The sequence below is a fragment of the Gemmatimonas sp. genome, from assembly GCF_046594945.1.
Lineage (GTDB): Bacteria > Gemmatimonadota > Gemmatimonadetes > Gemmatimonadales > Gemmatimonadaceae > Gemmatimonas.
On sequence record NZ_JBKJRB010000021.1, the window covers coordinates 1 to 25129 of the forward strand.

Annotated in this window: 25 protein-coding genes; 14 read left to right on the forward strand and 11 right to left on the reverse strand. The window is 65.3% G+C overall.

The window, feature by feature from the left end; genetic code table 11:
- Positions 1-1522: prolyl oligopeptidase family serine peptidase (locus ACLL97_RS02715; protein ID WP_411278940.1), on the forward strand; the 1522-nt coding region annotated here is incomplete at its 5' end.
- A 107-nt stretch (positions 1523-1629) separates the two neighbouring features.
- On the opposite strand, the gene ACLL97_RS02720 is transcribed toward ACLL97_RS02715, so the two are convergent.
- The gene (locus ACLL97_RS02720) at positions 1630-2538 is read right to left on the reverse strand and encodes a hypothetical protein (RefSeq protein ID WP_411278941.1); all 909 of its coding nucleotides are present in this window, start codon (positions 2536-2538) and stop codon (positions 1630-1632) included.
- 109 nt (positions 2539-2647) lie between these two features.
- On the opposite strand from ACLL97_RS02720, the gene ACLL97_RS02725 reads away from it, so the two are divergent.
- On the forward strand, positions 2648-3088 hold the full coding sequence (locus ACLL97_RS02725) for a DUF2721 domain-containing protein (RefSeq protein WP_411278942.1): 441 nt from the start codon (positions 2648-2650) through the stop codon (positions 3086-3088).
- 69 nt (positions 3089-3157) lie between these two features.
- Here ACLL97_RS02725 and ACLL97_RS02730 read toward each other — a convergent pair whose 3' ends face one another.
- Positions 3158-3370 (reverse strand): cold shock domain-containing protein, encoded by a 213-nt coding sequence (locus ACLL97_RS02730; protein ID WP_411278943.1) that lies wholly within the window; start codon positions 3368-3370, stop codon positions 3158-3160.
- A 342-nt stretch (positions 3371-3712) separates the two neighbouring features.
- On the opposite strand from ACLL97_RS02730, the gene ACLL97_RS02735 reads away from it, so the two are divergent.
- The 6 genes from ACLL97_RS02735 (at position 3713) to ACLL97_RS02760 (ending at position 9348) form a co-directional block, all read left to right on the forward strand.
- Complete coding sequence (locus tag ACLL97_RS02735) at positions 3713-4699, forward strand: alpha/beta hydrolase family protein (protein ID WP_411278944.1); 987 nt, start codon at positions 3713-3715, stop codon at positions 4697-4699.
- A 52-nt stretch (positions 4700-4751) separates the two neighbouring features.
- Positions 4752-5333 (forward strand): DinB family protein, encoded by a 582-nt coding sequence (locus ACLL97_RS02740; protein ID WP_411278945.1) that lies wholly within the window; start codon positions 4752-4754, stop codon positions 5331-5333.
- A 103-nt stretch (positions 5334-5436) separates the two neighbouring features.
- The gene (locus ACLL97_RS02745) at positions 5437-5616 is read left to right on the forward strand and encodes a hypothetical protein (protein ID WP_373065321.1); all 180 of its coding nucleotides are present in this window, start codon (positions 5437-5439) and stop codon (positions 5614-5616) included.
- 295 nt (positions 5617-5911) lie between these two features.
- On the forward strand, positions 5912-6280 hold the full coding sequence (locus ACLL97_RS02750; protein WP_411278946.1) for a hypothetical protein: 369 nt from the start codon (positions 5912-5914) through the stop codon (positions 6278-6280).
- A gap of 54 nt (positions 6281-6334) precedes the next feature.
- Positions 6335-6868, forward strand: a complete 534-nt coding sequence (locus ACLL97_RS02755; RefSeq protein ID WP_411278947.1) for a hypothetical protein — start codon at positions 6335-6337, stop codon at positions 6866-6868.
- 2 nt (positions 6869-6870) lie between these two features.
- Entirely contained in the window at positions 6871-9348 is a 2478-nt protein-coding gene (locus tag ACLL97_RS02760; RefSeq protein ID WP_411278948.1) for an ATP-binding protein, read from the forward strand.
- Positions 9349-9397: 49 nt separating this feature from the next.
- Here the strand turns inward: ACLL97_RS02760 and ACLL97_RS02765 are convergent, their stop codons facing one another.
- Positions 9398-9526, reverse strand: a complete 129-nt coding sequence (locus ACLL97_RS02765; RefSeq protein ID WP_411278949.1) for a hypothetical protein — start codon at positions 9524-9526, stop codon at positions 9398-9400.
- Positions 9527-9597: 71 nt separating this feature from the next.
- On the reverse strand, positions 9598-10425 hold the full coding sequence (locus tag ACLL97_RS02770) for a DUF547 domain-containing protein (RefSeq protein ID WP_411278950.1): 828 nt from the start codon (positions 10423-10425) through the stop codon (positions 9598-9600).
- A gap of 10 nt (positions 10426-10435) precedes the next feature.
- Between ACLL97_RS02770 and ACLL97_RS02775 the strand changes: the two genes are divergently transcribed.
- Positions 10436-10759: a hypothetical protein gene (locus ACLL97_RS02775; RefSeq protein ID WP_411278951.1), complete on the forward strand. Its 324-nt coding sequence runs from the start codon at positions 10436-10438 to the stop codon at positions 10757-10759.
- Here ACLL97_RS02775 and ACLL97_RS02780 read toward each other — a convergent pair.
- The 4 genes from ACLL97_RS02780 to ACLL97_RS02795 all read right to left on the reverse strand — a co-directional run bounded on the left by ACLL97_RS02780 (position 10747) and on the right by ACLL97_RS02795 (position 13983).
- On the reverse strand, positions 10747-11433 hold the full coding sequence (locus ACLL97_RS02780) for a CAAX prenyl protease-related protein (RefSeq protein WP_411278952.1): 687 nt from the start codon (positions 11431-11433) through the stop codon (positions 10747-10749). The genes ACLL97_RS02775 and ACLL97_RS02780 overlap by 13 nt on opposite strands.
- A 47-nt stretch (positions 11434-11480) precedes the next feature.
- Positions 11481-11771 carry a hypothetical protein gene (locus tag ACLL97_RS02785; protein ID WP_411278953.1) on the reverse strand — a complete coding sequence of 97 codons (291 nt, stop codon included), beginning with the start codon at positions 11769-11771 and terminating at the stop codon, positions 11481-11483.
- 165 nt (positions 11772-11936) lie between these two features.
- Complete coding sequence (locus ACLL97_RS02790) at positions 11937-12596, reverse strand: DUF4412 domain-containing protein (RefSeq protein WP_411278954.1); 660 nt, start codon at positions 12594-12596, stop codon at positions 11937-11939.
- A gap of 22 nt (positions 12597-12618) precedes the next feature.
- Positions 12619-13983, reverse strand: coding sequence for an aminotransferase class V-fold PLP-dependent enzyme (locus ACLL97_RS02795; RefSeq protein WP_411278955.1), 1365 nt, complete (start codon positions 13981-13983; stop codon positions 12619-12621).
- Positions 13984-14236: 253 nt separating this feature from the next.
- Between ACLL97_RS02795 and ACLL97_RS02800 the strand changes: the two genes are divergently transcribed.
- Positions 14237-15760: a S8 family serine peptidase gene (locus tag ACLL97_RS02800; protein WP_411278956.1), complete on the forward strand. Its 1524-nt coding sequence runs from the start codon at positions 14237-14239 to the stop codon at positions 15758-15760.
- A gap of 97 nt (positions 15761-15857) precedes the next feature.
- Here ACLL97_RS02800 and ACLL97_RS02805 read toward each other — a convergent pair whose 3' ends face one another.
- Positions 15858-18551 (reverse strand): TonB-dependent receptor, encoded by a 2694-nt coding sequence (locus tag ACLL97_RS02805; protein ID WP_411278957.1) that lies wholly within the window; start codon positions 18549-18551, stop codon positions 15858-15860.
- Positions 18552-18599: 48 nt separating this feature from the next.
- Positions 18600-19691, reverse strand: a complete 1092-nt coding sequence (locus ACLL97_RS02810; protein ID WP_411278958.1) for a FecR family protein — start codon at positions 19689-19691, stop codon at positions 18600-18602.
- A 172-nt stretch (positions 19692-19863) separates the two neighbouring features.
- On the opposite strand from ACLL97_RS02810, the gene ACLL97_RS02815 reads away from it, so the two are divergent.
- Positions 19864-20412 carry an RNA polymerase sigma-70 factor gene (locus ACLL97_RS02815; protein WP_411278959.1) on the forward strand — a complete coding sequence of 183 codons (549 nt, stop codon included), beginning with the start codon at positions 19864-19866 and terminating at the stop codon, positions 20410-20412.
- 104 nt (positions 20413-20516) lie between these two features.
- On the forward strand, positions 20517-21431 hold the full coding sequence (locus ACLL97_RS02820; RefSeq protein ID WP_411278960.1) for a hypothetical protein: 915 nt from the start codon (positions 20517-20519) through the stop codon (positions 21429-21431).
- Positions 21432-21520: 89 nt separating this feature from the next.
- Here ACLL97_RS02820 and msrB read toward each other — a convergent pair whose 3' ends face one another.
- On the reverse strand, positions 21521-21922 hold the full coding sequence (msrB, locus tag ACLL97_RS02825) for a peptide-methionine (R)-S-oxide reductase MsrB (RefSeq protein WP_411278961.1): 402 nt from the start codon (positions 21920-21922) through the stop codon (positions 21521-21523).
- Between the two features lie 16 nt (positions 21923-21938).
- Between msrB and ACLL97_RS02830 the strand changes: the two genes are divergently transcribed.
- Both ACLL97_RS02830 and ACLL97_RS02835 read left to right on the forward strand, forming a co-directional pair.
- A complete protein-coding gene (locus ACLL97_RS02830) occupies positions 21939-22559 on the forward strand; it encodes a lysophospholipid acyltransferase family protein (protein ID WP_411278962.1) in 621 nt (206 codons plus the stop codon).
- On the forward strand, positions 22559-25102 hold the full coding sequence (locus ACLL97_RS02835) for a DUF5916 domain-containing protein (RefSeq protein WP_411278963.1): 2544 nt from the start codon (positions 22559-22561) through the stop codon (positions 25100-25102). The genes ACLL97_RS02830 and ACLL97_RS02835 overlap by 1 nt, the downstream gene beginning before the upstream one ends.
- Positions 25103-25129: the final 27 nt, after the last annotated feature.

The following is a 25129-nucleotide window of genomic DNA, read 5'->3' on the forward strand; positions in this document are numbered from 1 at the left end:
CGGCGACAAGGTGCGCCTGGTACGTCGCGATCGTCCACAGCGCGCCGTGGACTTCATCGAAGTCGACATCGCGACGAACGCCATCAAAACCTTGCTCGCCGACGGAATCGAAGGCGCCGCGCTCGAACCGAAAAGCATCGCGTATCTCAAGAAGGGCGGCGATTTCCTCTGGTGGTCGCAGAAGACGGGCTGGGGCATGTTCTACGTGCACAGCTTCGACGGCGGCGAGAAGCGTCCGCTCACCACCGGTCAGTGGAACGCCAACAGCATCGTCAAGATCGACTCCACGACGCAGCAGGTGTGGCTGTCCGGCCAAGGGCGCGAGGTGGGCGAACAGCTCTACCAGACGCATCTCTATCGCGTAAATGGAGACGGCTCGGGCTTCACGCTGCTCGACGCCGGGAACGCGCACCATGCCCTGACGCTCGGCGAGAACGGAACACCGAGCGTGGTGTCACCCACGAAGCGCTACATCTACGACACGTTCTCGCGCATGGACTTGCCCCCCAAGTCGGTGCTTCGTGACGGACTCACGGGACGCATCCTGAGCACTCTCGAAGAGATGGATCTGTCGAAGCTCAGGGAACTCGGATTCAAGAACGCCGAGACGTTCTCGGTGAAGGCGGCCGACGGTATTACGGAGCTGTACGGCAACCTGTGGAAGCCGTTCGACTTCGACAGCACCAAGCGGTATCCAATCATCACGTACGTCTATCCGGGGCCGCAAACTGAAGGCCTGACGACCGGCTTCAGCGTGCGCGGGCCGCTCATGCAGCTCGCGCAAGTCGGTTTCATCGTGGTCGAAGTCGGCCATCGTGGCGGCAGCCCGCTTCGTTCGCTCGCGTACCATCGCTACGGTTACGGCAACATGCGCGACTACGCACTGGCCGATAAGAAGTACGCGATCGAGCAACTCGCGGCTCGTCACGCGTTCATCGACATCGACAAGGTCGGTATCTTCGGCCATTCCGGTGGCGGCTTCATGACCGCCGCCGCCATGCTGTTGCCGCCGTACAACGACTTCTTCAAGGTGGGTTGGTCGGAATCCGGCAATCACGACAACAACATCTACAACCAGAACTGGAGCGAGTGGAACCATGGCGTGAAGGTCATTGCCAAGGCCGACAGCGCCAGCGGTGCCGTACGGGCTGGTGGCACCGGTGCCGCGCGTCGCGGCGGACCGGCAGCGAACGCCGCCGCGCGTGAAGTGGTGCAGGATTCCACGAACGCCGACAAGATCAAATTCGACATCCGCGTGCCCACCAACGACGAGCTGGCCGGAAATCTCAAGGGCAACCTCGCGCTCGCGACCGGTGACCTCGACAACAACGTGCACCCCGGTGGTACCATCCGTCTCGTGAACGCGCTGGTCAAAGCCAACAAGCGCTTCGATCTGTTCATCTATCCCGGTGAACCGCATGGCTACCGCGGGACCGGCCCGTACAACCAGCGCATGCTGATGGAGTACTTCGGCGAGCATCTGCTTGGTGATTACTACCGCGGCAACGGCGAAATCAGGTAACGCCGGACGGTAGCCCGTCGGGAGCACCCACGAGGGGACGTGTCGTGTGATGGATTCGCGCGACTCGGCCCCTCGCGGCATTTCAGGAACAGCTGGTGCACTCGTGTTCAGTCCGCGCCGTCCGGAATCTCCACAAACTGTCCCCCGTGCAACGTCGTCCCGTCATGGTGCACGAAGAACGCGCGCACTGGACGACCGTCACCGTACAGAAATCGAATGTCGTTCAGCCCGTCGCAATAAAAGCTGTTGCAGATATCGGCCCGCATGTCCCGTGGGAGCGCGCACCCGTCGGATCGTTGGTACACGCATCCGGCGGACATCGTGCGCGACGGCACGTAATCGAGGTAGTCGGCGATGATTGCGTCGTCCTCCCGGTCTGGGTATCGACTGAGATACCGAACCATCGAATCCTCGCCCTGATATGCGTGGTCGCCGCCCCCACGGCAGCAGTTTCCACGACACGCGCCGCACCCCGCCCCCAGCACCGCCAACTCGGCCCGTCTCCGCGACGTCAGCGGCGTCTCTGGAGCGGTCTCTACCGCCGAGACCGACGGCGACGCACCTTCCAACAAGCGCTGACGCGCGCCCGCCAACTGCTTACGTAGGTGCACTTCGAACGCTTGGCGCCGTCTCGGCGGCAGGCGCTTCACGCGATCTGCGTTCTTCGGAATAACCGACAGCGCATACGTTCGGCCTTCGTCGACCGTCAGGCCCCGCGCTGCCGCCGCTTGCGCCTGATAAGTGGGCGCGCTCGCGAGAATCGCCGCCCTCGCTTCCTGCAACGCCGCGCGGGGACGCTCCACCAGCAGTACATGCCGGCACCGCGCGGAGCCGCACTGTCGCTCCGCGCGCAACAGCGGCGGTACCGGCCTCGAACAGATCAAGCACTGCTCATGCGCCGGAACTGCCGCGAAGCGGAAAGCACAGGTGGGAGATTCGCACACCACCGCGGTCGGGGTACGCCACGCGGGAATCGCCTTGCCGCACATCGCGCAACCCGGGTTGTCCGTCTGCATGGCTCGTGGTCGTAGGAAAGAGGGGCCCGCTCCGCGCGCGGGACGTTCGCATAATCTGCGGGCCGATCGGTGATCCCGCAGGGGCAGTCCCGGTGTCATCTTTCCCCACATGCAGCCAGACGTCAGAATTTCTGCCATCGCCCACGTCATCCAGTTGGCGATCGCGCCAGTTTTCATGCTCACCGGTATCGCGTCTCTGCTTGGCGTGCTCACCAGTCGCCTCGCCCGCATCATCGACCGGGCTCGAGCGCTCGAAGACCGCCTCATCGACGTCACCGGCGAGCACAAGCATCTCATGGGTTCCGATTTGTTCATGCTCTCGCGTCGCGCCCGGCATATCAATCGCGCGATCAGCCTGTGCACCATTGCGGCGCTGCTCGTCTGCCTGATGATCGCGATTTTGTTCATCAGCGGTTTCTTCTCGTACGACATTTCCCGCATTGTCGCCACCTGCTTCGTGCTCTCGATGGCAGCGCTGATTACGGGACTGCTGAGCTTCTTGCGCGAAGTGCAGCTCGCGACGCGCTCGCTGCGCATCGGTTCGCACTGAACACCACGCACGACGGGCCACCTGCGCGATGCCGGTGGCCCGTCGCGGGTCCCGCACCGCCGTGTGAAATCAGTCGCCGATCTTCACGACCTGCTCGGCCGCCGGACCCTTCTGACCCTGCACAATGTCGAATTCCACGCCCTCGCCCTCGGCGAGGCTGCGAAAACCGCCGCCCTGAATGGCCGAGTGATGAACGAAGCAATCCTTTGAGCCGTCATCGGGCGTGATGAATCCAAAGCCCTTGGCATCGTTGAACCACTTCACCTTGCCGGTCGTACGCATGGCGCTGCTCCCGTTGCTGTGTGTTCGGAGTCCGGCCCTGCCGTACGTACCGAGCACTCGTGTCGTTCGCGGATCAGACCCCCGCGTGGGTCGCCGATACCGTGCGGCATCAGCTCAGCATTCGATCGGCGACCCCCGCTCGCACAAAAGGGACCCGCATGTCGCCAGGTCCCCGAAGTCGCCGGCTGTGCGGTTCCCGCACCGTGGTGCGGCTGCCGTGTCTCGAATGCCGATCACGGTAGCGTCGACGATGCACAGTGTCAACAGGATTCTTTCGCCGAGTCACGGGTAGGAACGATGGCCCTGCTGGACGCCCGACACGCGCGCCCCCACCTTCCCGCCATGCCGATTCCGCCTGCTGAATTTTTGCGCGCGATACTCGCGCTGCTGCTCATCGCATCACGTGTCGCCGCCCCGGCCGTCGCGTCCGCCCAAGGGAACGCCAAAGGCAACGCTCAGGGCAACGCCGCGCCGCGCCTGATGCGCGCGGGCGATGTCGATACGGTGCCGCTCCACGATGTCGGCATACGGATCGCCTACGGTGGCGACTCATTGCAGTTCGGCGAACTACGCCTGCCGGCTGACGCGACGAACGACAATCGGGCACCGATCGCGATCGTGATCCATGGCGGCTGTTGGTACTCGCCCTATGCGTCGGTGCGGAACAGCGCGCCCTTGGCCGACGCCCTCGCCCAGTCGGGGGTCGCCACCTGGAACGTTGAGTACCGGCGCTACGACAATCCCGGGGGCGGCTGGACCGGCACCTTCCGCGATGTCGCCGATGGGGCGGACTACGTCCGCACTCTCGCCAAGCTCTATCCGATCGACACCACCCGGATCGTGCTTACCGGACATTCTGCCGGCGGACACCTCGCACTGTGGCTGGCGTCCCGCTACACGCTCGAGCGGACCAGCCCGCTGTTCGGCGGCACGCCACTCCGCGTACACGGGGTAGTCTCGGTAGGCGGTATCGCGGACCTGCGCGAATTTTTCGGGCGCCAGCGGACCACCTGCGGCAATCCGGCCGTCGAGTCGCTGCTGGGGGGCACCCCCGACAGCGTGCCGGCACGCCTGCGTGAGTCCTCACCGATCGAACGGCTACCACTTGGCGTCCCGACGGTGCACCTCGCCGGCGATAGGGATTTCATCGCGCCGGTGGCCGTGCGCGAGGCGTACGTAGCCGCCGCCAGAGCAAGCGGCGACAGCGCACGGGTGGTCACCATCGTCGGCGATGGCCACTTCGAGGCGATGACGCCGTACAAGGCGGCCGGCCGCGCCGTGATCGATGCCATCCGTGCCATGCTCGACCTGCCAGCGGCGATACGTTAACGGCCAGCGCTGGCGCACCTCCTCCCTCTCCCCTCTCTCTGGACTTCCATCGATGAAGCAACGCTACGCCGCCATGCTCGCGCTGGCTCTGCCCGCCGCCCTCGCCGCCCAGCCGTCGGCCGCCCCCCAGACCGATCCGATCACCGCAGCATTCCGTGGCCGACTCACCACGATGCACCGCAACCTGGCCCAAGCGCTCGACTCCATTCCGGCCGACAAATTCAGCTACAAGCCGACGCCGGCGCAGCTCACCATCGGCTACATCGCGCAACACCTCGCGAACGACAATTACCTGTTCTGCAGCAACTTCGGCGACGTGAAGCCGACGCGGTCGAACATGGAGCTGACGACACCGGATTCGGTGAAAGCCACGTGGCCGAAAGCCGACCTGGTGACGCAGCTCAAGGCCGCCAACACTTTTTGCGAGAACGCACTCGCCCAAGTCAATGACCAGAACATCGGCGCGGCGGTCACGATGAGCCTTCCCAACGGACAGACGCGCAGCACGACCCGGGTGGCCATGGTGCTCGGCCACGCGCTCGACAACGCCGATCACTATAGTCAGCTGGCGAACTACATGCGCCTCAACAACATCCTGCCGCCGTCGGCGTTGCCGCGTCCGGCCGCGCGCTGACGTCGGCTCACTGCATGGCTGACGCCGCCACCCGCTTCTGCCACCGGCCTTTACAGGCGCCTCCGCCACCAGCAACATCAAGGGGCCCCCAACCGGAGTGCTCATGAAGGATTCGCAGCTCAAGGCCTTGCTCAGGAAAACAGCCGCCAAGGCGTCGCAGCAAAAGAAGCCGTCCCGCAGTCTGTTCGATCCGACGCTCGAAGCCACGCGAACCAAGACCGAACCGCTCGAAGGCTCTGATGCGGAAGGGATTTTCAAGGAAATGAAGCGCCGCGAATTCTGACGGACCAAGCCTTCGTCGTACGGCAGACAACGCCGGCGGGCTGATTCTCGCTCGGCAGCGAGATCGGCCGCGGTAGCCTGGGAATCGGGTTGTTCGCGCGAGACGTCATTCTCGAGCGTCCGGTCGCGATCAAGCAGCTGGCACCCGCCATCGCCGCGCGCACCAACGTCAGTCGCTCGGCCGAGGCATCCGTATTGGCATCCGTATTGGCATCCGTATTGGCATCCTTGTTGGCATGCTGCGGCGAGTGTCGCTGCGGCCGCCCGAGCGCAGGACGCGACCGCCCTGCGTCGCCGTGCGTTCGAGCTCTCCGGCCAGCAGCGGCGCCGGCGCGTGGCTGCACGAGCCGCCACGCCACGCCACGCCACGCCACGTCACGCCACGCCACCAGCCGAGGGCCGCCTACGCCTTCGATCGCGAGCGCGCGGCCGTGAACGGGCGCCTGAGGGCCACCATCGCTGCCCCCGAAGCAATCCGGCTCGACCTCCTTCGCCTCGATACCGGTACCACGCCGCGCGGACGCCGTACCGAACACTTGATGTCGTTCGCAACCTGCCGCGCCGAGTGGATGCCGCGCGACGCGGAACGGGGGCTCGGCCGCCCCGCCGTGAGGCAAACGGCGACACCGTCCGGACGACTCGCGCCGGAGCCGACGCCGGTGTGAGATTGCGGGACGGGCGCCTGTCGTGCAGCCCGGTGATCCCGAACCCGATCTCACATGACTCGCTCGAAATTCCTGCTCGTTGCCACGCTCGTCGGCGGGGCCGCCGTCGCGGTCACCGCGTGCGGAGACGGCAAGCCGGCCCCCGCCGCCGATAGCGCCGCCGCTACGGCCGCTGCTTCGTCCACCGACACCGTGAAAGTACAGGGCGTCTGGTCGGACAGCGTGACCGCCGAATCCGGCTACCTCGCTGAATACGTCAACGGCAAACTCGTGGTGATCGAAGAGCAGATGCTGCTCGCCGACAGCACCACATCCACGCGCGCCTATTTCTACAACGCCAACTACGAGCCGACACGGCTCTTTGAACACCGTGCACTCACGGCCGCATCGAGCAATAGCACGCCGAAAACGTTGCACTCGCTGCTCAACATCTACCTCACCGGCGACAACGTCGACTCCACCAGCAAGAAGGTGGACTTCGTCGCGAAGACCGTGCAGCCCTACGAGGTCGCGAACATGCGGAAGCATGAGCGTGAGCTGTTCGCCCGCGTGTCCATGACCTACACCGCTCCTCGCACCAACCGTTGACGATGACTGACTTCGAGACGCTGGGCGCCTTCTACCTCGGCAAGCGCTACGACCTCGCCGCCCGCGCGCGGCAAGACGACTACGTGCTGTACGACGCGAAGGATCTCACCACGCATGCCGTGATCATCGGCATGACCGGCAGCGGAAAAACAGGTCTCGGAGTCGGCCTCATCGAAGAAGCCCTGATTGATCACATTCCCGTGATCGCGATCGATCCCAAGGGCGATCTGGGCAACCTCGCGCTGCGGTTCCCGTCGCTCGCGGCGGCGGATTTCCGTCCCTGGATCGATCCGCAGCAGGCCGCCAATGCCGGCCTCTCCCCCGACGCATTCGCCGAGAAGCAGGCTGCGCTCTGGAAAGACGGACTCGCCAGCTGGGGCGAAGACGGCGCGCGTATTCAGCGAATGGTGGACGCCGCCGATGTCACGATCTACACGCCGGGTAGTACGGCAGGACGACCGCTGTCGCTGCTGAAAGCGTTCGTGGCCCCGCCGCCGGTCATCCGCGACGATACGGAAGCCATGCAGGAGCGCGTCGACGCCACCGCCACGAGTGTACTCGCATTGCTCGGCATCGACGCAGATCCGATCTCGAGCCGCGAACACATTCTCCTGGCGAACCTGCTGCATGCCGCATGGAGCGATGGACGCGATCTCGATCTCGCAGGACTCATCGGCGGCATTCAGTCACCGCCGTTCAACACCGTCGGAGTGATGCCGCTCGATACAGTGTTCCCCCCGAAGGAACGGACCGAGCTCGCGATGAAGCTCAACAACTTGTTGGCGGCGCCGGGCTTTCAGACGTGGATGCAGGGTGAACCGCTCGATACCGCGACGTTGCTGTACGACGCCAACGGCAAGCCAAAGGGCTCGATCGTATCGATCGCGCATCTCGGTGACGCCGAGCGCATGTTCTTTGTGACGCTCCTCCTCGCCGATATTCTCGCGTGGGTGCGCACGCAGCCGGGCACCGGCTCGCTGCGTGCGATTCTGTACATCGACGAACTGTTCGGCTACATGCCGCCGGTCGCGAACCCGCCATCCAAAGTCCTGCTGCTCACGCTACTGAAACAGGCCCGCGCCTACGGACTCGGCGTCGTGCTGGCCACACAGAATCCGGTGGATCTCGACTATCGGGGTCTGTCAAACACCGGCACCTGGTTTATTGGACGCCTGCAAACCGAACGCGACAAGATGCGCCTGATGGAAGGTCTCGAAGGGGCCTCGGGCGGACAGCCATTCGATAAGGCGGCCATGGAGCAGACCATCGCCGGACTCGGCAAGCGTGTGTTTCTCATGCACAGCGTCCACGAGTCGGCCCCGATCACCTTTGAAACACGCTGGACGATGTCGTATCTCGCCGGCCCGATGACACGCGAGCAGATCAAAACGCTGAGCGCGCGCACCGGCACGATCAGTAGCGCGATGGCAGCCGCGAACGACGCGACACGACCGGGCGGCGGCGCCGGGAGCGCGGGCAGCAGCGGAGGCGGCAGTATATCGTCGCTCGATCCGTCCGCGTCGGCGCAGGCACCGGTGTTGCCCCCCGAGGTGCCACAGTACTTCCTGCCCGTGCATTCGAGCGGAGGCCCGATCAGCTATCACCCGGCCGTATTGGGGGTCGCCGATCTGTCGTTTGCGAGTGCGAAATACGGCGTCACGGAGCAGCGCCGCGTATCCCTGTTGGCAACCATGGACGACGGTCCGATCACGCTCGAGTGGGACCACGCCGAGCGCATCGAGGTCGATCCGTCGGCACTCGAACGCAGCCCGATCAATGGGGCGGCGCCTGGCGCGGCGTATGGCGCCCTTCCGAAGGCCGCCACTAACGCGAAGAGCTATCCCGTGTGGAGCAAAGCGTTTCAGAAATGGATCGTCGCCAACGAGAGCGTGTCATTGCTCCGCAGCGCCGCCTTCAAGCAAACGTCGAACCCGGGTGAATCGGAGCGTGATTTCCGGATTCGGTTGCAGTTGATGGCGCGTGAGGCGCGCGACAATCAGATCGAGACGCTGCGCGGCAAATACGCCACCAAGCTGGCGTCGTTGCAGGAGCGTCTTCGTCGCTCCGAGCAGGCCGTGCAACGTGAGCGGGCCCAAGCCTCGCAAGCAAAGATGGACACCGCCATCTCCGTCGGTGGCGCAATCCTTGGCGCGATCTTCGGCCGAGGCAAGATTTCCGCCGGATCGATCACCAAAGTCGGGACGGCGGCCCGTGGCGCCGGACGGGCGGCGCAGCAGCAGGGCGATGTGACGCGCGCCAACGAAAGCGTGCAGGCGCTAGCGGCGCAGTACGCCGATCTGGAAGCGGCGCTGCAGCACGACATCGATGCGCTGGGAGCGACCTATGACGCGCAGCAGGATGCGCTCGAGGCGATCCCGATCAAGGCCAAAAGTGGCGACGTACAGGTGCAACTCGTGGCCTTGGTGTGGGTGCCGTTCCGTCGCGATGCGGCCGGCATGACAACGGCGGCCTGGCGATAAGCCGGGCCGCCGGGGACATGCCAGTACGGAACGCGACCGGACGACCGGTTCAGAATGCGTTGAACGCGTACGCGACCGCGTAGGCAATCAGGAACGCGAGTCCGCTTTGGGCGAACGACTGCATGTCGAATCGGATCGAGCGGACGCGCGTGAGATGCGGGGGAACGGGGCGATGCATGAGCGTCTCCGGGAAAAGGGCATGTGCATTCCGACGCCGGACGCGGGCCTGGGGTAACAGCCATCCCGTACTCAACGTGAACGTGGCTTCGCGTTCAGCGACCAGTCGAAGGGGAGTTCCCGCATCCCAAAGCGTCCGGATTCCAGGCGCTTCTTGGTCTCGCCGTCGAACCAGGTCGCGAGATAGGCGCCGAGCTCCGAGCGCGAGTTGCCGAAGTCGAACTTGTAGTACGTGAAGATGGGGCTCAAGCGTGGGAACCGCGTCTCGATCTGGTTCCTGGTGCTGTCCTTCAGAAACCGTGTGCCCTGATCGAACAGCTGTCGATCGAGCTCCGCACCGGTGTACGCCTCCGACCGCAACGGCGGGCTCCCTTTGGCCGCCGAGACCAGCGCAAAGTGAATTCGCGGATCATGGAAATCCTGGCGGATGATCCGATGCTCCACTTCGTCGAGCGTCAGCGTGCGTCCGGCGGCGCGCACGATCGGCTCGCTCCACGGCCCCTTGAGCCGCAGCACACCGAGCGTGCGGTCGATGTTCCGAATGCTCTCGCGTTCCCCGTGGTTGACGATCAACTGGATGGTGTAGGCGTTGTACACATTGATCCAGAATGCCAGTCGCTCGTCATCGTCGGCACCGGCCAGCGACGCGCGCTCGAGCGATGTCAGATAGCGACGGAACGCGGCGGCATCGCGGAATGCGTCGTAGTCCACCAGCCCGTCGGTCACGTGCATCCGCAACAACGTGTCGAACGCGGCGTGGTCGAGCGTCACGCGCGCGGCTGCAGCGGCCGGCACGGAGGACGTGGGCGTCAACTGCGCGGCGAGCGGTGTCGCGATGCACAGCACGACCCCCAGCCACCGGCGTGCGACATGTGAGGCCCTGCGCAGCGAGAAGGACATTGTGTATAGTATGACGATGAGTACCGACTGGTTGTTGGGCATCTGGCGCCTCATGCGTGCCGACCCGTCACTCGACTTCGCCCCGGGTGTACGCATGGAATTTCTCGTCGATGGCGTGCTCCGCTACCACGTGGACGTCGGCGGACACGATCAGGTCGTCGAGCTCGTCTATCGCGTCGACGGTGACGTGCTGCACACCGACAACCCGGCGGCGCCGCACAGCATGAGCGTCCGCCTTGAGCATGGTGTCGGCGACGTGTTGCTGCTCGACTTCGGCGGTGCGCAGGCGATGCTGGTGCGCGAAGTCGAGCAGCCTGAGCGCTACATCCAGTAGGCGTACTGCTTCGTTACCATGACGAAACCGGACAGGGCGGCGTTCGTGACGGCGTGCACCAGCACGAGGTCGCCCAGCGACTTCGTCTTCCACATCCACCAGTTGTAGATGACGCCGCATAGCAAGCCGACTTCCCAAAAGGGACCGTGCTCGCTCGCGAAGAGTAGCGCCGTCGCCACGAACGCCATCACGTTGTACGTGCCAAGCGGCACTTTCTGCCAGTCGTTGTTCACGATCCAGCGGGGCAGCCAGCCGCGCCAGAAGAGCTCCTCGAGAATCGGCACCAGCAACGCGGCACGAACCACGCGCAGCATCACCACCAATGGGTCCGCCAGCTCCGACGGCGGGATGGTGGCCTTCACCGTCCCGGTGATGCTGTTCTGAAAGAGCCAGTGTTCGCGCCACCCGGGGAAGAGCTGATCAGGCGCGACCCACAGGGCGCAAACCGCCAGCCCCAGCAACACGCTCGGCACCACGTGTTGCACGCGAAGCGACAGCACCACGTCTCTCGAAATCGTCAGCATCACCGCTAGCAGTACGCCGACGCGAACGATGGATTCCCAAGGCTGCGGTATCGGGAGGGAGGGCCCGACCGCCAACAGGATCATGAATACCGCAAACGGCGCGATCCACGGGAGAGACGGGTACCGCTGGCTCAATGAATGTTCTGACATGCACCAATTGTATCGCCTCGGGGGCCATCATGACCCTTCTCCCGCCTTTACGGTCCGTACACGACCGGCGAGGTGCCCTGCTTGATGTCCCGGGCGCCAGCGGCCACACCCGAGCCGACCGCCAGGCCCGCGGTCAAGGCGGTGCCGAGTCCCACGAGCGGAAGGAATGGGACCAACACCGCGCCCAGCAGAAATGCCGCGCCACCCGCGGCCCACGGCGCGATGCCCTTTTGCACGGAGTCGACGTAACGCAGACGATTGCGCACAAACCGGCGAGTGGTGCCATGAAGAACGACGGCCAGGATGCTGGCGATCGCGAACGAGATGAGAAAGAACACGGAAACCTCCTGAGTAATCGGGGAGAGCGCGCGTCACACAGTCCGTGGCGTCGTGCGTCCGCCCACCCTCTGACTCCCTAACGCGATGACGGGGCGGAGGTTTCAGCCCCGTCCCGTCGTGTCACTCTGCCACAACATCGCGGCCACGGAATCGCGGCCACGGATTCAGCGACGGTGTGGCATCTCCAGCTTCGTGTAGTTGAGCGGCACCGAGAATAAGTCGTTGGCCAACTTCTTCTTCTCGATCTTCACGACCTCGAGTGGAACGCTCCCGTCGGCCATCGTCACCTTGAGCGGGAAGCCGCCATCGGCCGTGAGCATCTGCTGCCAAGCCGGCTCGCTACTGCGCGGCATCGAGGCCAGCGGGTTCACGTAGCCGCCAAGTCCCTTCGCCAGGCAGAGATCTACCGTCTGCGCCGCACTGGCCACCGTCACGTGTTCGCACGAATAGCCAGCCACGGTTTCCAGGCGGCCGGTACGCGTGATCTTCGCGTCGGTCGGCGGCTTCGCGGCAACACTCGACGCCGCGCCTGCGATCGGCATCTCCATATACGACTTCTGCGCGGCGATCAGCACGTAGACCTTCTGCTCCTGCGGCACCGACAGCAGCGACATCGCGCCGGCCGGCCCACCCATCGATACGCGCACCTTGCCGTTGCGCACCAGATACTCCATCTCCTGCCGCTGCAGACCGTTCGCGCCCTTCGCCGACATGCGCATCGTAACTGCACCTTCGAACGGCTGCGCCGCGAGGGTGCGCGGCACCGCAACCACAAATATCGTTGCCGTCGCCGCCGCGATGGTGATCGAAAACACTCGAGACATCAACCCACTCGGGTAAAAGACATCACGCCATACCGTTGCGGATGGCCGTGAGCACGAGCTCGGAGAACCGGTCAATTTCGTCCAACGTGGTATACACGTTTGGGGTGACGCGGATCCCGCTGAACTCGGCGTGGACGATTGGCGTCTGCACGACGCGGTGCTGCGTCACCAGCCAGCTCCCAAGCTTCACCGGATCGAGCCCGTCCACGTTGAAGAAGCCGATGCCGCCGCCCCACTTGGAATCGAGGGGCGTCAGCACCTTCACCCGACCCTGTCCTTCGGCCAACAGACGCTTGGCCCACCGGTCGCGCAGAAACTTGAGACGCGCCTGCTTGCGCGCCGCGCCGATCGCGCGATGAAACGCCAGCGACACCGAAATCGCGTTGTGATTCGCCGCCGGATGCGTGCCGATCTCCTCATACTTGCGGATGTCGGCGTCCTGTCTCGGGTTGCCCGCCATCAAGGGCCACATCGGTTCGATCTTGTCCTTACGCACGTACAGGAAGCCCGTGCCGATCGGCGCCAGCAGCCATTTGTGCAAGCTGGTCCCGTAGTAGTCCACGTCGAGCTCATCGCGCGTAAAGGGGAACTGTGCGAACGCGTGCGCCCCGTCCACAAACGTCGCCACACCCCTCGCGCGGGCCATCGCGATCAGCTCCTTCACGGGGAGAATCTGACCGGTCAGGTTCGTGATGTGCGTGATCTCCATCACGCGCGTGCGCGGCGTTATCGCGGCGGCGAACGCGTCGACGATCTGCTGCGGCTCGGTGCACGGCACCGGGAACGACACTTCCTTCACCACGATGCCCTCACGACGCCCGCGCTGGTTCCACGCGTTCAGCATGCGCCCGTAGTTCTGGTTGCTCACGACGACTTCGTCGCCGCGTTTGAGATCGATGCCGAAGATGAGCGTCTCGAGTGCTTCCGACGCGTTGCGTGTGATGGCCATTTCGTTCGTATCGCAGCCGAACTCGAGCGCCAGTTCGCGCCGCACGATTTCAATGCGCGGCTCGAGCGTCTGCCACATCTGAATCACCGGCAGCGTGTTCGAAAAGCGCAGGTCGCGCTCGAGCTGCGCCATGACATGCGAGGGCGCTGGTGAGCAGCCGCCGTTGTTCAAGTTGATCCACGTGCGGTCGAGATCGAACGCGCGCTGAATCGGCTCCCAGAAATCTTCGTCAGAGGCAAATGCCTCAGCCTGTGCCGCATCGCCGCGCCAGGTAGGCGCCGACGGGTCGAAGAGGGCGACGCCGCGATCTTTGGCGACATCGGAGGCATCCATCAGCCGCCGGATGGCCTGCGGCGAAAATCGCGGCGAGAGCACGGCGGCGAGGCTGGGCAGAGCGGTCGCCCCGGCCACGGCGGAAACGAAGAGTCGGCGGTCCATGCCGGAACATGCCGACAAATTCCGTCGGCCGCGAGCGTGAAGTTCAGATCACAACTGACAGATGTCGGCGCGAATCGCCCCACCTGAGCCCGTATTTCATGGCGATACGATTAAGCCTGTCACACAGAGGGACCTGGGTCACACAAAGGGCGATTTTTGCTGTGCCGATCGAGCAGAGTCATCCGTCACTAGCTCGACTGCACGACGCACGAGGCGCCGAGGGCGGTCATACCTTTTTGAACCGTACCCATCGATGTCACTCTTTTCGCGCGTCTCCTTTGGCTCCCTGCTGCTCGCGGCTGTGTCCCTGACGGCCTGCTCGGATGCCACCGATGTGACGAGTCCCGCCGTTCCCGCAGCCGCCCGCTTGACTGCCGCCGCTTCCTCCAGCGCTGCCGCCGACGACAGTACGCAGATCGATTACATCGTGACCTTTGATGCCAGCGTGACGGATCCCACGGGTCGGGCTCGTGCCCTACTCGCCCAGCAGAAGGGCCAGCTCAAGCGCGAATTCAAGTTCGCCTTGAAGGGTTTCTCGGCCACCCTTACCCCTGCTGCGGCCAGCCGACTCCGGGAGGCTGATGGTATTCTTCGCGTCGAAGCAGACGGCAAGGTCTTCATCACGGAGACGGTGAGCGCCTCGTCGTGGGGTCTCGACCGCCTCGACCAGCGCCCGCTGCCCCTCGACGGTCAGTACAGCTTCGCCGGCAATGGTGCGGGCGTCCGCGTCTACATCGTCGACACCGGCATCCTGACCTCGCATGAGCAGTTCACCGGCCGTGCACTGGCCGGCTTCTCAGCCTTCGGCGACAACAACCCGGAAGACTGCAACGGACACGGGACGCATGTCGCCGGTACGATCGGTGGCAGCTCCACCGGTGTCGCGCGCGGCGTCAACGTGGTGCCCGTTCGCGTGCTCGATTGCAGCGGTAGCGGCTCGTGGAGCGGCGTCATCGCCGGTCTCGATTGGGTGGCCGGTCAGAAGACGGCGAATAAATCAGTCCCGATGGCGGCAAACATGAGCCTTGGCGGCGGATACAGTGCCTCCGTGAACGATGCCGTCACCAGGGCGATTGCCGCTGGCGTGACCTTCGCGGTGGCGGCGGGCAACAGCGGCGCCGACGCCTGTAGCACGTCGCCGGCCAGCACCACGAACGCACTGACCGTCGGTGCCACCGAGTCGAACGACTACCGCGCCAGCTACTCCAATTACGGCAGCTGCCTCGACATCTTCGCCCCAGGCAGCGGCATCTACTCGTCGTACATCGGCTCCTCCAGCTCGTACGCCAACCTCAGTGGCACGTCGATGGCCTCGCCGCACGTGGCTGGTGTGGCCGCCTTGATCCTCGGCAGCTATCCCTCGTACTCGCCGTCGCAAGTCCGTAGCGCCATGCTCGCCGGCGGCACCGCGAACATCGTGGTGAACCAGGGCAGCGGATCGCCGAACGTGTTGCTCACGAACATGTTTGCGGCCACCGTGACCCCGCCTGCCGATACGGTCGTCACTCCGCCGAAGGACACCACCACGGTCATACCGACGCCGGTGATCGCGCTTTCTATTACGAAGCAGGTCACCAAGACGCAGAACACCGCCAGGCTCGCCTGGAGCGGCGCGACGACCACCAACGTCGATCTGTATCGTAATGCGGTCCGGTTCCTGACCACGGCGAACGACGGCGCGTACAACGACGCGAAGCGTCCGAAGGGCGCCTGGACCTACAAGGTCTGCAACACCGGCACCACGATTTGCTCTCCGGATGTCACGGTCGTCTTCTGATCGTCGGATAGCATGACGTCGCACGGCAGCACCACGAGAAGTGCCCGACGGCCGTCAGCCGTCGGGCGCTTGTTCGCTTCACGGTCGCACGGCACGCTCAAAACAACGAGCGGAGTCCGAAGCTCAACGTGCGGCCGGCGGTGACGGTCGCATTGTCGGGCGCACCGCGCTGCACATTCAACAGATTCTCTCCGCCGATCAGCACCGACAAGTCGCCGCGCAATCGATAACTCGCATTCGCGCGCCAGCGCGTCACACCATCGTAGTTCAGCCAGTAGCGACGCAACAGCGGCCCACCGACGTCGTACGCTTTTGTGGTATTGGCGAGCGCTTCACCGATGGCCGCGCGATCGTAGCCGATCCAGTCCGCCGCCCGCGTGGCGGTCGAGCTGAGACTCCACCGACGGGCCGCCCACGTGGCCGACAGACTCACCGTGGACGCCGGCACATCGAGCATGCGATCCCCCACGCGCAGCTCACCGCGGTAGCCGTTGGCCGTGCGAGCGACACGGCTGTCGACGAGCGACAGCGTACCGGCCAGCTGCACTGCGCGGCGACGCGCCGTGGCTTGCAGCTCCCAGCCCCGATTCGTGATTGCACCGACGTTCTGCAGCGTATACGACAGGTTTCGGACGATGCGGCCGTTGGAGCCGACCGCCGTCGTCATCGATCCGACCGGCTGGATCAACCCCGACGCGTTCTGATCGAACCGCGTGACGTGCAGCGAAACGCCATGGGCAAACACGACATCGGCACCCGCTTCGAGCCCGGTCTGCTGCTCGGGCTGCAAACTCTCCGATGCCACGCCACGTCCCATCCACGACGTGCCGCGCGCCAGCGTGCGCGCTGGCCGTATCCCGGTACCGAACGCACTGCGGAGCTTCACTACCGCCGGCCCGTAGTCGCGTACGTAGGCCGCGCCGACCATCGGCAACAGCGCGTGCTGCACGCGCGCGGTCGCTCCGCTCGTGCGTTCGGCGCGACCGCCGGCCGAGACGTACCAACGGTCCTGCCACGACAGCATGGCCTGGGCCGATGCGCCGGAATTGTTGATCCAGCGCTGGGCGAGTGGCCATGCGGCGGGCGACGCCGCGATGGCCGGCGTGAGTGCGCCGCCGCCGGGGCGATATCCCGATGTGTTTACCACCTCCGACGCCACGTCACGCGTCAGCGCCTGTTCGGCGGCAAAGGTCACGGCGAGCAACATGCCCGCAGCCACATCGAAGCGACCAACGGTACGCAGTCGCAGCGTGCCGCGATCGGCCGCCCCTTGGCCCTCGCCCAACGCACTCGTGGACAACACCGGCGTGGGCAGCGAGGCAGCTGAAAGGCCACGCAATCGATAGCCATCGACACCGGCGATCACGGTGTGCGTCCAATGCAGATTCGGCATCATCGCCATCGTGCCGCCGACGGTGTACTGCGACAGCGACTGGCCCGTCGCGCTGTCACCAGCGAACGGCGGCCGCGCGGTGGTGTCGCGTGGCGGTCGATTCCCGCTCGAATCCGGTGGCGCCGCACCGAGTCCGCTCGCCGTCTCCCGCATGCGTGACGGCCAAAGGGGCGAGGCCGATGCATCCGCGCTCGCCGTCAACGACGGCGAGGTGGCACCAACAAAGAGCAGGCTTGTGCTGGCATTGGCGCGCTGTGCCGAAAAGCGCGCGGTGCCGGTAAACACGGCGTTCGCACGTATGACGCGCACGTCGGCATCGGCCAGTAGCCGCTGCTCCGAAGCACCCGGCACGTACGCGCCCACGGTGCCGATGTTCAGTCCGAGCCCGAGACTGCGGGCGCTGCTGCCGCTCCGAAACGACAGCGCGTGATCCTGCACGAAGGCATCGCGCGGCGCGTACGCCGTCGCCGACAATCCGGCCGTCGTGGACAGCTGGACCACGGGCGCGCCGGTGGGTGTCCCATCGTGTCGCGTGAGAATGTTCACGACACCGCTGATCGCATCGGCGCCATACAGCGCCGCGCCCTGCGGTCCGCGAATGACTTCCACCCGCTCCACGCGCGCCGGATCGAGCAGCGTAACCAGCAGGGGATTGGCGACCTCGATGCCGTCCAGATATATCTTCGGCGCACTCACCCCGAACGAGCTGGCCCCGCGAATGCTGCCGTAGCGTGCCGACAGCGTGCCGGCGCTCGCCGTCCATGACCACACGCCGGGAACCGCCAGGTCCAGCGCCTCACCGAGTGTGCCTACACCATGCCGGGCGAGCGTCGCCCCGTCGATGACATCGAGCGCGAACGGCGATCCGCGTTGCGGCGCGCCGTTGGGCGATCCCGTCACGACCACGCGATCAAGCACGCTGGCCCGGCGGGACAGGGCATGGCTCGACCCGGTGCTCGCCAACGCACCCGTCGAGACAGCCCCCGTGCCGGCCTCCGCCACCACGCCCGCGCGCGACGGGGCCAGCACGACCTGCCTGGTGCCCAGCACGATCGATCGCAACGTCGTACCGGACAGCAGCGATTCCAACACCGCACCGACTGGCACGCGATCGAGCGTGAGGCACACGCGCTTGCCGGCCGGCAGCAGCTCCGCGCTGTACGACAGTTCGATCCCGGCGACCACGGCCAGGCGATCGAGCGCTTCGCGAATCGGCACATCAGGTACGTGCAGCTTCACGATCCGGTCGAGCGGCGGCGCCCAGATCGACGAGCGCTCCTGCGCCCCGAGTCGTACGGCGCAGACCGGATCGGACGCCGGAGCAGACGCGACGGGCGCGCTCGCGGCGCGAACGACAGCAAGGGGCGCGATCAAGACTGCGATCGCGCCCACGGTCATCCCGCGTCGTACCACCTGCCACCGCCACATGCGCGTCGATCGCCTCGTTCAGGGATGCGGCGTTGAACCTGGTCCCTGCGGCTGAAGAAGTATCGTATCGCCACGCTGCACCACCTCGGCTCCAAGGGCCAGCGCAATCACCTGCACCACCTGGGCGGCCGAATCGCCACGGAACGACGCCGTTAGTGTACGCTGCGCAAGCGCCGCATCAGCCACCAGCAACTCGATGCCATACCACCGGCGCAAATCCGCCTGCACTTCGGCCAACGGCGCGTCGCGATACGCCAACTGTCCGCGTGTCCACGCCATGTCTTCATCGGTAACGGTGCCGCGCGCTACCGCCACTGTGCCCGCCTGCAGCACGCCCCGATCACCCGCCCGCAGCTCCACTGGTGCCGCACTTCCAGTACTCGTATCACGCAGCGCCACGATCCCGTGCGTCACGGCCACCAAGACCCGACCCTTCGCATCTGTCTTCACCGAAAAGGCGGTGCCGATGTCCCGAATCTCCGCGCCGCGCGAATGCACCACGAACGGATGCGCTCCGTCATGCTTCACGTCGAAGAAGGCCGCCCCTTCCAGCGTGACATCGCGATTGCCGCGGCTGAATCCCGAGGCAACCGTGAGTCGGCTGCCGGGAGCTAGCACCACCGTGCTGCCATCGGATAGCGTCACCGAGTCCCGTTGCCCCACCGGCGTGCTATACACCCGCTCCGTCGCCCGGTTGCCCCCGCGCCACTGCGCGATGCCCACCATGGCGGTGAGCGCGGCCGCGGCCGCGAAGAGTGGTCCACGCCAACGACGCGCCGAGCGCGGTGCCGCGGTCTCGGTCGCCGCGCCGCCGCGATGGACCGCCATCAACGGGGTCATCGACGGGGGCATCGACGGGGTCTCCGCCAAACGACTCCGCACGGCCGCCAACGCCTGTTCGGTATCGACCGAAATCTCCGAACGCGTTACCGCGCGCTCAGCGCGCGCCTTAACAAGGGCTGCCAACGCCGCGTCTTCCGGATGGGTTGCGAGCCACTGGGCGACCACAGCCGACTCGACGGCATCGCTTTCTCCCGCCATGAAGCGGGCGAGCGCGTCCCAGTCAGCGTCGGAAGCGGATGCAGCGGATAAACGGATTTCGTCGGACATGCCCGAGAGACACGAGTAAATGGCGATACCCTACGTCCCCGCCTGTCCCGCGGAGCCCAGCGCAAAAGCGCCTCGATCCGATGTAGTATACGCTGCAACCGAGGCCGACAGGACTCCGAGGAGTCGCGTCGACCGTATCCTGGCCCAGTCATTTCCCGACCCCACGCCCCTCGTGTCAGACGCTGACTTGCTGGCCCGCCTTCGGGGCGGGGATCACGCGGCGTTCGAGGCGATCTTCCGGCAGTGGTACGAGCCCGTGGTCCGCTCGGCCAACCGCGTACTCCATGATCCTGGCGTAGCCGAAGAGCTTTCACAGGACGTGTTCCTCGAACTCTGGCGTCGACGCGAAACCCTTGCGCCGGATAGCAGCGTCGCGGGCTATCTCCTGCAGGCGGTTCGCAATCGCTCCCTCAATCATTTGCGCCACCTGCAGGTGCAGAAAAAGTCGGTTGTTTATGTCGAGGCGCTCAGTGAGCCGGCCGACCACGCCGACGCCGAGACGCAGGCCGGCGAGCTACAGGTCGCGATTCGTGACGCTATCGACGCCTTGCCGCCGCGCACGCGCGAAGTGTTTCTGATGAGCCGCGAACGCAACCTGCGCTACAGTGAAATCGCCGAACTACTCGGGGTGACCGTGAAGGCCGTGGAAGCCAACATGAGTCGCGCGCTGCGGCAGTTACGAGAGAAACTGTCCCCATTCCTGCCGAGCAGTGGCGCGTAGCACGTAGGGTGTGGCGGCGGTGGTGTGTTTCCTTCTTCGAACGCCTCACCGATGCCATCGCGACCGTCGCGAGCCTCGAAGGCGGCCCCTCCGAGAGGTTCACCATGGCACGATCCCGTTTTCTGACGCTGACCGCGACCGCGACGCTGCTCAGCGCGGCGGCCTGCAGCCTCGACAACAACAACGGTCCGAACGCTTTCCTGTCTGACTTGGCGTTCAGCACCGCACCCGCCGGCCTCGACTTGGTCTCCAGCAGCTATGCGCCGTCCGACAGCAACGGTATGCCGTGGGGTGGACCCGGCCGTGGACGTGGCGGCGGACCCGGTATGGGCGGTTTCATGGGCGGCGGGCTCGGTGATGCCTTTGTCGGCGGCGCGGCCCCCGGACGTGGCCCACACGGCGGACCGTTCGGCCTCCGTATCGACGCCAACTGCGTCTTCGCGGCCAGCACCGGTGATCTCACCTGCGGACCGACGGCCAAGAACGGCCTCACCGTGACCACGATCTACACGATCAAGAACGCGGCGGGCACTGCGCAGTCAGCGATCGACAGTGTGACCACGCACTCGGTGCGGCTACGCACTGCGGTGACCGGTACCGCCACCCGGAGCCGCGACGGCAGCGTCACCGCGACGGTGAACAACAGCGGCGATCGCACGATCACGGGACTCGCGGTCGGCAGCCCGCAGCGCACGGTGAACGGCACGTCGCAGGGCAACGAGACGGCCAACGGCACCAACCGTGAAGGCAAGACCTTCTCGTCGGTGCGCACCGCCTCGGACACGACCACCGGACTCGTGATTCCGGTGTCCGCCACGGCGCAGACCTACCCGACCGCTGGCACCGTGGTTCGCCGCATGAAGGTGATCATGACGATCGACGGCACGAGCTCTACCCGGGAACGCCGCGAAGCGCTCACGTACGATGGCACGACCACGGCCAAGTTACAGATCACGGAGAACGGCACCACGAAGAACTGCACCGTCACGCTCCCGCGCGGTCGCCCGACCTGCTCGTGAACCTGATGCAGGAGTGACGTAGAGCCCCGATGTTGGATCTCCGGATCCGGTATCGGGGTTCTGCGTAGCCGACGGTGCCGCGCGACCGGCTAGTCGTCGCGCGCGCTGAAATCGAGCGACGCGGAGTTGATGCAGTAGCGCAGGCCGCCGGGCGTCGGTCCGTCGTCGAAGACATGCCCGAGATGCGCATCGCACGACGCACAGTGCGCTTCCACGCGGACGGTGAACCACCGCCGATCGGTGTTGGTCTCGATCGCCACGTCGGACAGCGGTTCGGTGAAGCTCGGCCAACCGGTCCCCGAGTCGAATTTCGCGCTCGACGAGAATAAGGGCTGCCCACAGCCGGCGCAGAGGTAACAGCCGTCATCGTGATGATCCCAATAGCAGCCGCCGAACGCCCGCTCGGTGCCGTGCAAGCGCATGACGCGGAATTGTTCGGTCGAGAGAATCGTCCGCCACTCCAGCTCGCTCTTGCGGATCTTGTCTGTCATCTGTCAAATGAACGGCATGACGCCCCCCCTCGCCAGCGTACACGCGCCGGAAGACTGGCAGCTCGGTCCCGATGTCCCGCAATCGCATCGCCAGTGGCTCCGTGCGCTGGGCCGTACTCTCCTCCATCGAGCCGGCTGGCGCTTCGAAGGACAGATGCCGAACGTGCCGCGCTTCGTCGCCATCGTCGCTCCGCACACGTCGAACTGGGATTTCCCGCTCGGCCTGGCGGCCAAATGGGCCCTCGGTTTCGACGCCCACTGGTGGGGCAAGCACACGCTGTTCGTGCCGCCACTGGGTTGGTTTATGCGAGCCAACGGCGGCATTCCGGTGGATCGCAAGAATTCCCAGAATGCCGTCGAGCGCACTATTGAAGCGTTCCAGTCGCACGAGCGATTCGCCCTCGCCCTCGCCCCTGAGGGCACGCGCAAGAAGGTGTCGACATGGCGCAGTGGCTTCTGGCACGTCGCCAAGGGTGCTAATGTCCCGATCTGCTGCGTTGCTTTCGACTTCCGACGCAAAGTCGTACGGCTCGGGCCAACCACGATGCCCGTGGAAGATGATCCCGCCGCGGGAATCGCCCGCATCCGGACGTATTACGCTGACGTGGCCGGACGCGACCCCTCGCAACAGACCTGATGTTCGCATCGTTTCCACGCCGTATCGCTGTTCCCTCCGCGCGGTCGACCGTCGCGCTCCTCGCCGCCCTGATCACAGCACTGTCATCTCGCCTGCCGGCACAGGACGCAGACAGCACACGAGCCACCGTGGGCCGCGCGATTCGTGCCACACGTGCACCGGACATCGACGGCCGCGAGGACGACGCCGTCTGGCGAGCCGCGCCGCCGATGACCGCCTTTCGGCAGTTCGAGCCCGGCGAGAATCTCGAGCCGACTTTCCGCACGGAAGCGCGCGCCGCCTACGACGATCGCTATCTGTACGTCATCGTGCGCGCGTTCGATCCGCATCCCGACAGCCTCGCGTCGCTGCTCTCTCGGCGCGATGTAAAGACGGCCAGCGATCAGCTCAAGATCCTCATCGACGCCTATCACGATGGACGCACCGGCGTCGAACTCGCAGTCAATCCGGCCGGCGTGAAGCGTGACTATTCGATTTACGGCGACATCACCGAAGACGCCACGTGGGATGGCGTCTGGGACGTCGCGACCACCATCGACAGTCTGGGGTGGATCGCCGAGTATCGCGTGCCCTTCAGTCAGCTGCGCTTCACGGCGAAAGACGTGCACACTTTCGGCTTTGGGGTGTGGCGTGACGTCACGCGGCTGAATGAACGCACGGGCTGGCCGCTCTACCGACCGTCGCGCCGTACCCTCATCTCGCAGCTCGGAACACTCGAAGGCATCACTGGCATCGGCACGCCGCGTCGACTGGAACTGCTGCCGTACACGGTGACCAAGAGCGTGCCGAATCCGGCAGCGCTCCACGGTGGCTCACGCGGCTCGCTGGCTGGCGGTCTCGATCTCAAAGCCGGCATCGGATCGCGCGTCACGATCGACGCCACCGTCAATCCCGACTTCGGTCAAGTCGAAGCGGATCCCGCCGTGCTCAACCTGTCCGCATTCGAGATCCGGTTCGACGAGCGTCGACCGTTTTTTCAGGAGGGCGCCGGGCTGTATCGCTGCGGCGGATCGTGCGAAGGCATTTTCTACACGCGTCGCATCGGGCGGACACCACAACTGCGGCGCGCGAATGCCGATGCGCTCTTCACGAACATTACTGCCGCCGCCAAGATCACCGGCCGCTTCGACAACGGGGTCGCCTTCGGCCTGGTGAACGCGTCCACCGAGAATGTGCGCGGCGCCAACGGCGCCACCATTGAGCCGCAGACGAACTATCTCGTCCTGCGTGGACTGCGCGAGATGCGCGGCGGGCGCTCACAGCTAGGTATGGAGCTCACCGACGTCCGTCGTCGGAGTGATGCCGCGACTGACCCGTTTCTCCGTCGCGCGGCGACCACACTGCTGCTGCAAGGCTATCACCGGTTCGCGCGAGACCGATGGGAGTGGATGGCCTACACCGGCCTGAATGAAGTCAGCGGCTCGGCGCAGTCCATCGCCCTCACGCAGCGCAACAGCGTGCACTTCTATCAGCGTCCCGATCATGAACAATCGTACGATTCCACACGCACCGCGATGGGTGGTGTGGTGGTATCCACCGGCATCAAGCAGGTTGGCGGTCGCGTGCGCTACGAGAATTCGTTTCGGTATGCGTCGGCCGGGGTCGAGATGAACGATCTCGGGTTTGTGAACCTCGTGAACGACATCTCGTTCCGGCAATCGCTCGACCTCCGACAGCTGCGACCCAATCGCCTGCTGCGCTCGTCATTCTCCACGATGAGCGCGCAAACGAACTGGACCACCGGCGGCCTGCTCTCAGCGCAGACGTTGTCCGTGCACACCAGCGGCTCGCTGCTGAATAACGTGGGTGGTGCGATTACCGCGTCGCTCAGCGACGTGGGCGGCACGCATTGCGTGAGCTGCGCGCGGGGTGGACCGGCGCTGCGGCAGTCGATCAGGAACAATCTCCGCGTCGATCTCGTCGGCGATCCGCGCCCGGTGGTGGTACCGCGCGCGGCATATCGCCTCGGCACCAGCGACACCGGGCGCTCATGGTACCGCGGCGCCGACGCCGGTGCCGAGTGGCGTTTCGCCAGCCGATTCTCCACGTCGATCGCAGTCAACTACGAGCAGGTCACCAACGACCAGCAGTGGATCGGCAATTACGGTGCATTTCTCTCCGACACCACGCACTACACGTTTGCGCGGCTCCAACAACACATTCTCGGCATCACCGTACGGGCCAACTGGACCGCTACCCCCACGCTGTCCTTTCAGCTGTACGCCCAGCCATTTGTGACTACCGGTGACTACAGCAATTGGCGCGAACTGACTGACGCACGCGCCGGCGACTACGCCGATCGCTTCTCGTCGTTCCGTACCACGGCCCCGGCCGACTTCAACGTCAAGCAGTTCAACTCGAACGCCGTGCTCCGGTGGGAGTACCGGCCAGCCAGCACGGTTTTCCTGGTCTGGCAGCAAGGCCGGGCTCAGGACGACCGGAACGCCGGGGTATTCGTCCCCGGTCGCGACGTGCGCCAGCTCTTCGGCGCCCGTCCGCTGAACACGTTGCTCCTCAAGGTGAGTTACTGGTTCACCCCGTAGCAGCGAACATGACGCCAACGTCGTGTT

What these genes read in the sequence shown, in the direction of transcription:
- ACLL97_RS02720 (WP_411278941.1), bottom strand. Translation starts at nt 2,538, where the DNA reads ATGCAGACGGACAACCCGGGTTGCGCGATGTGCGGCAAGGCGATTCCC.
- ACLL97_RS02725 (WP_411278942.1), top strand. Translation starts at nt 2,648, where the DNA reads ATGCAGCCAGACGTCAGAATTTCTGCCATCGCCCACGTCATCCAGTTG.
- ACLL97_RS02730 (WP_411278943.1), bottom strand. Translation starts at nt 3,370, where the DNA reads ATGCGTACGACCGGCAAGGTGAAGTGGTTCAACGATGCCAAGGGCTTT.
- ACLL97_RS02735 (WP_411278944.1), top strand. Translation starts at nt 3,713, where the DNA reads ATGCCGATTCCGCCTGCTGAATTTTTGCGCGCGATACTCGCGCTGCTG.
- ACLL97_RS02740 (WP_411278945.1), top strand. Translation starts at nt 4,752, where the DNA reads ATGAAGCAACGCTACGCCGCCATGCTCGCGCTGGCTCTGCCCGCCGCC.
- ACLL97_RS02745 (WP_373065321.1), top strand. Translation starts at nt 5,437, where the DNA reads ATGAAGGATTCGCAGCTCAAGGCCTTGCTCAGGAAAACAGCCGCCAAG.
- ACLL97_RS02755 (WP_411278947.1), top strand. Translation starts at nt 6,335, where the DNA reads ATGACTCGCTCGAAATTCCTGCTCGTTGCCACGCTCGTCGGCGGGGCC.
- ACLL97_RS02760 (WP_411278948.1), top strand. Translation starts at nt 6,871, where the DNA reads ATGACTGACTTCGAGACGCTGGGCGCCTTCTACCTCGGCAAGCGCTAC.
- ACLL97_RS02765 (WP_411278949.1), bottom strand. Translation starts at nt 9,526, where the DNA reads ATGCATCGCCCCGTTCCCCCGCATCTCACGCGCGTCCGCTCGATCCGA.
- ACLL97_RS02770 (WP_411278950.1), bottom strand. Translation starts at nt 10,425, where the DNA reads ATGTCCTTCTCGCTGCGCAGGGCCTCACATGTCGCACGCCGGTGGCTG.
- ACLL97_RS02775 (WP_411278951.1), top strand. Translation starts at nt 10,436, where the DNA reads ATGACGATGAGTACCGACTGGTTGTTGGGCATCTGGCGCCTCATGCGT.
- ACLL97_RS02780 (WP_411278952.1), bottom strand. Translation starts at nt 11,433, where the DNA reads ATGTCAGAACATTCATTGAGCCAGCGGTACCCGTCTCTCCCGTGGATC.
- ACLL97_RS02790 (WP_411278954.1), bottom strand. Translation starts at nt 12,596, where the DNA reads ATGTCTCGAGTGTTTTCGATCACCATCGCGGCGGCGACGGCAACGATA.
- ACLL97_RS02795 (WP_411278955.1), bottom strand. Translation starts at nt 13,983, where the DNA reads ATGGACCGCCGACTCTTCGTTTCCGCCGTGGCCGGGGCGACCGCTCTG.
- ACLL97_RS02800 (WP_411278956.1), top strand. Translation starts at nt 14,237, where the DNA reads ATGTCACTCTTTTCGCGCGTCTCCTTTGGCTCCCTGCTGCTCGCGGCT.
- ACLL97_RS02805 (WP_411278957.1), bottom strand. Translation starts at nt 18,551, where the DNA reads ATGACCGTGGGCGCGATCGCAGTCTTGATCGCGCCCCTTGCTGTCGTT.
- ACLL97_RS02810 (WP_411278958.1), bottom strand. Translation starts at nt 19,691, where the DNA reads ATGTCCGACGAAATCCGTTTATCCGCTGCATCCGCTTCCGACGCTGAC.
- ACLL97_RS02820 (WP_411278960.1), top strand. Translation starts at nt 20,517, where the DNA reads ATGGCACGATCCCGTTTTCTGACGCTGACCGCGACCGCGACGCTGCTC.
- msrB (WP_411278961.1), bottom strand. Translation starts at nt 21,922, where the DNA reads ATGACAGACAAGATCCGCAAGAGCGAGCTGGAGTGGCGGACGATTCTC.
- ACLL97_RS02830 (WP_411278962.1), top strand. Translation starts at nt 21,939, where the DNA reads ATGACGCCCCCCCTCGCCAGCGTACACGCGCCGGAAGACTGGCAGCTC.
- ACLL97_RS02835 (WP_411278963.1), top strand. Translation starts at nt 22,559, where the DNA reads ATGTTCGCATCGTTTCCACGCCGTATCGCTGTTCCCTCCGCGCGGTCG.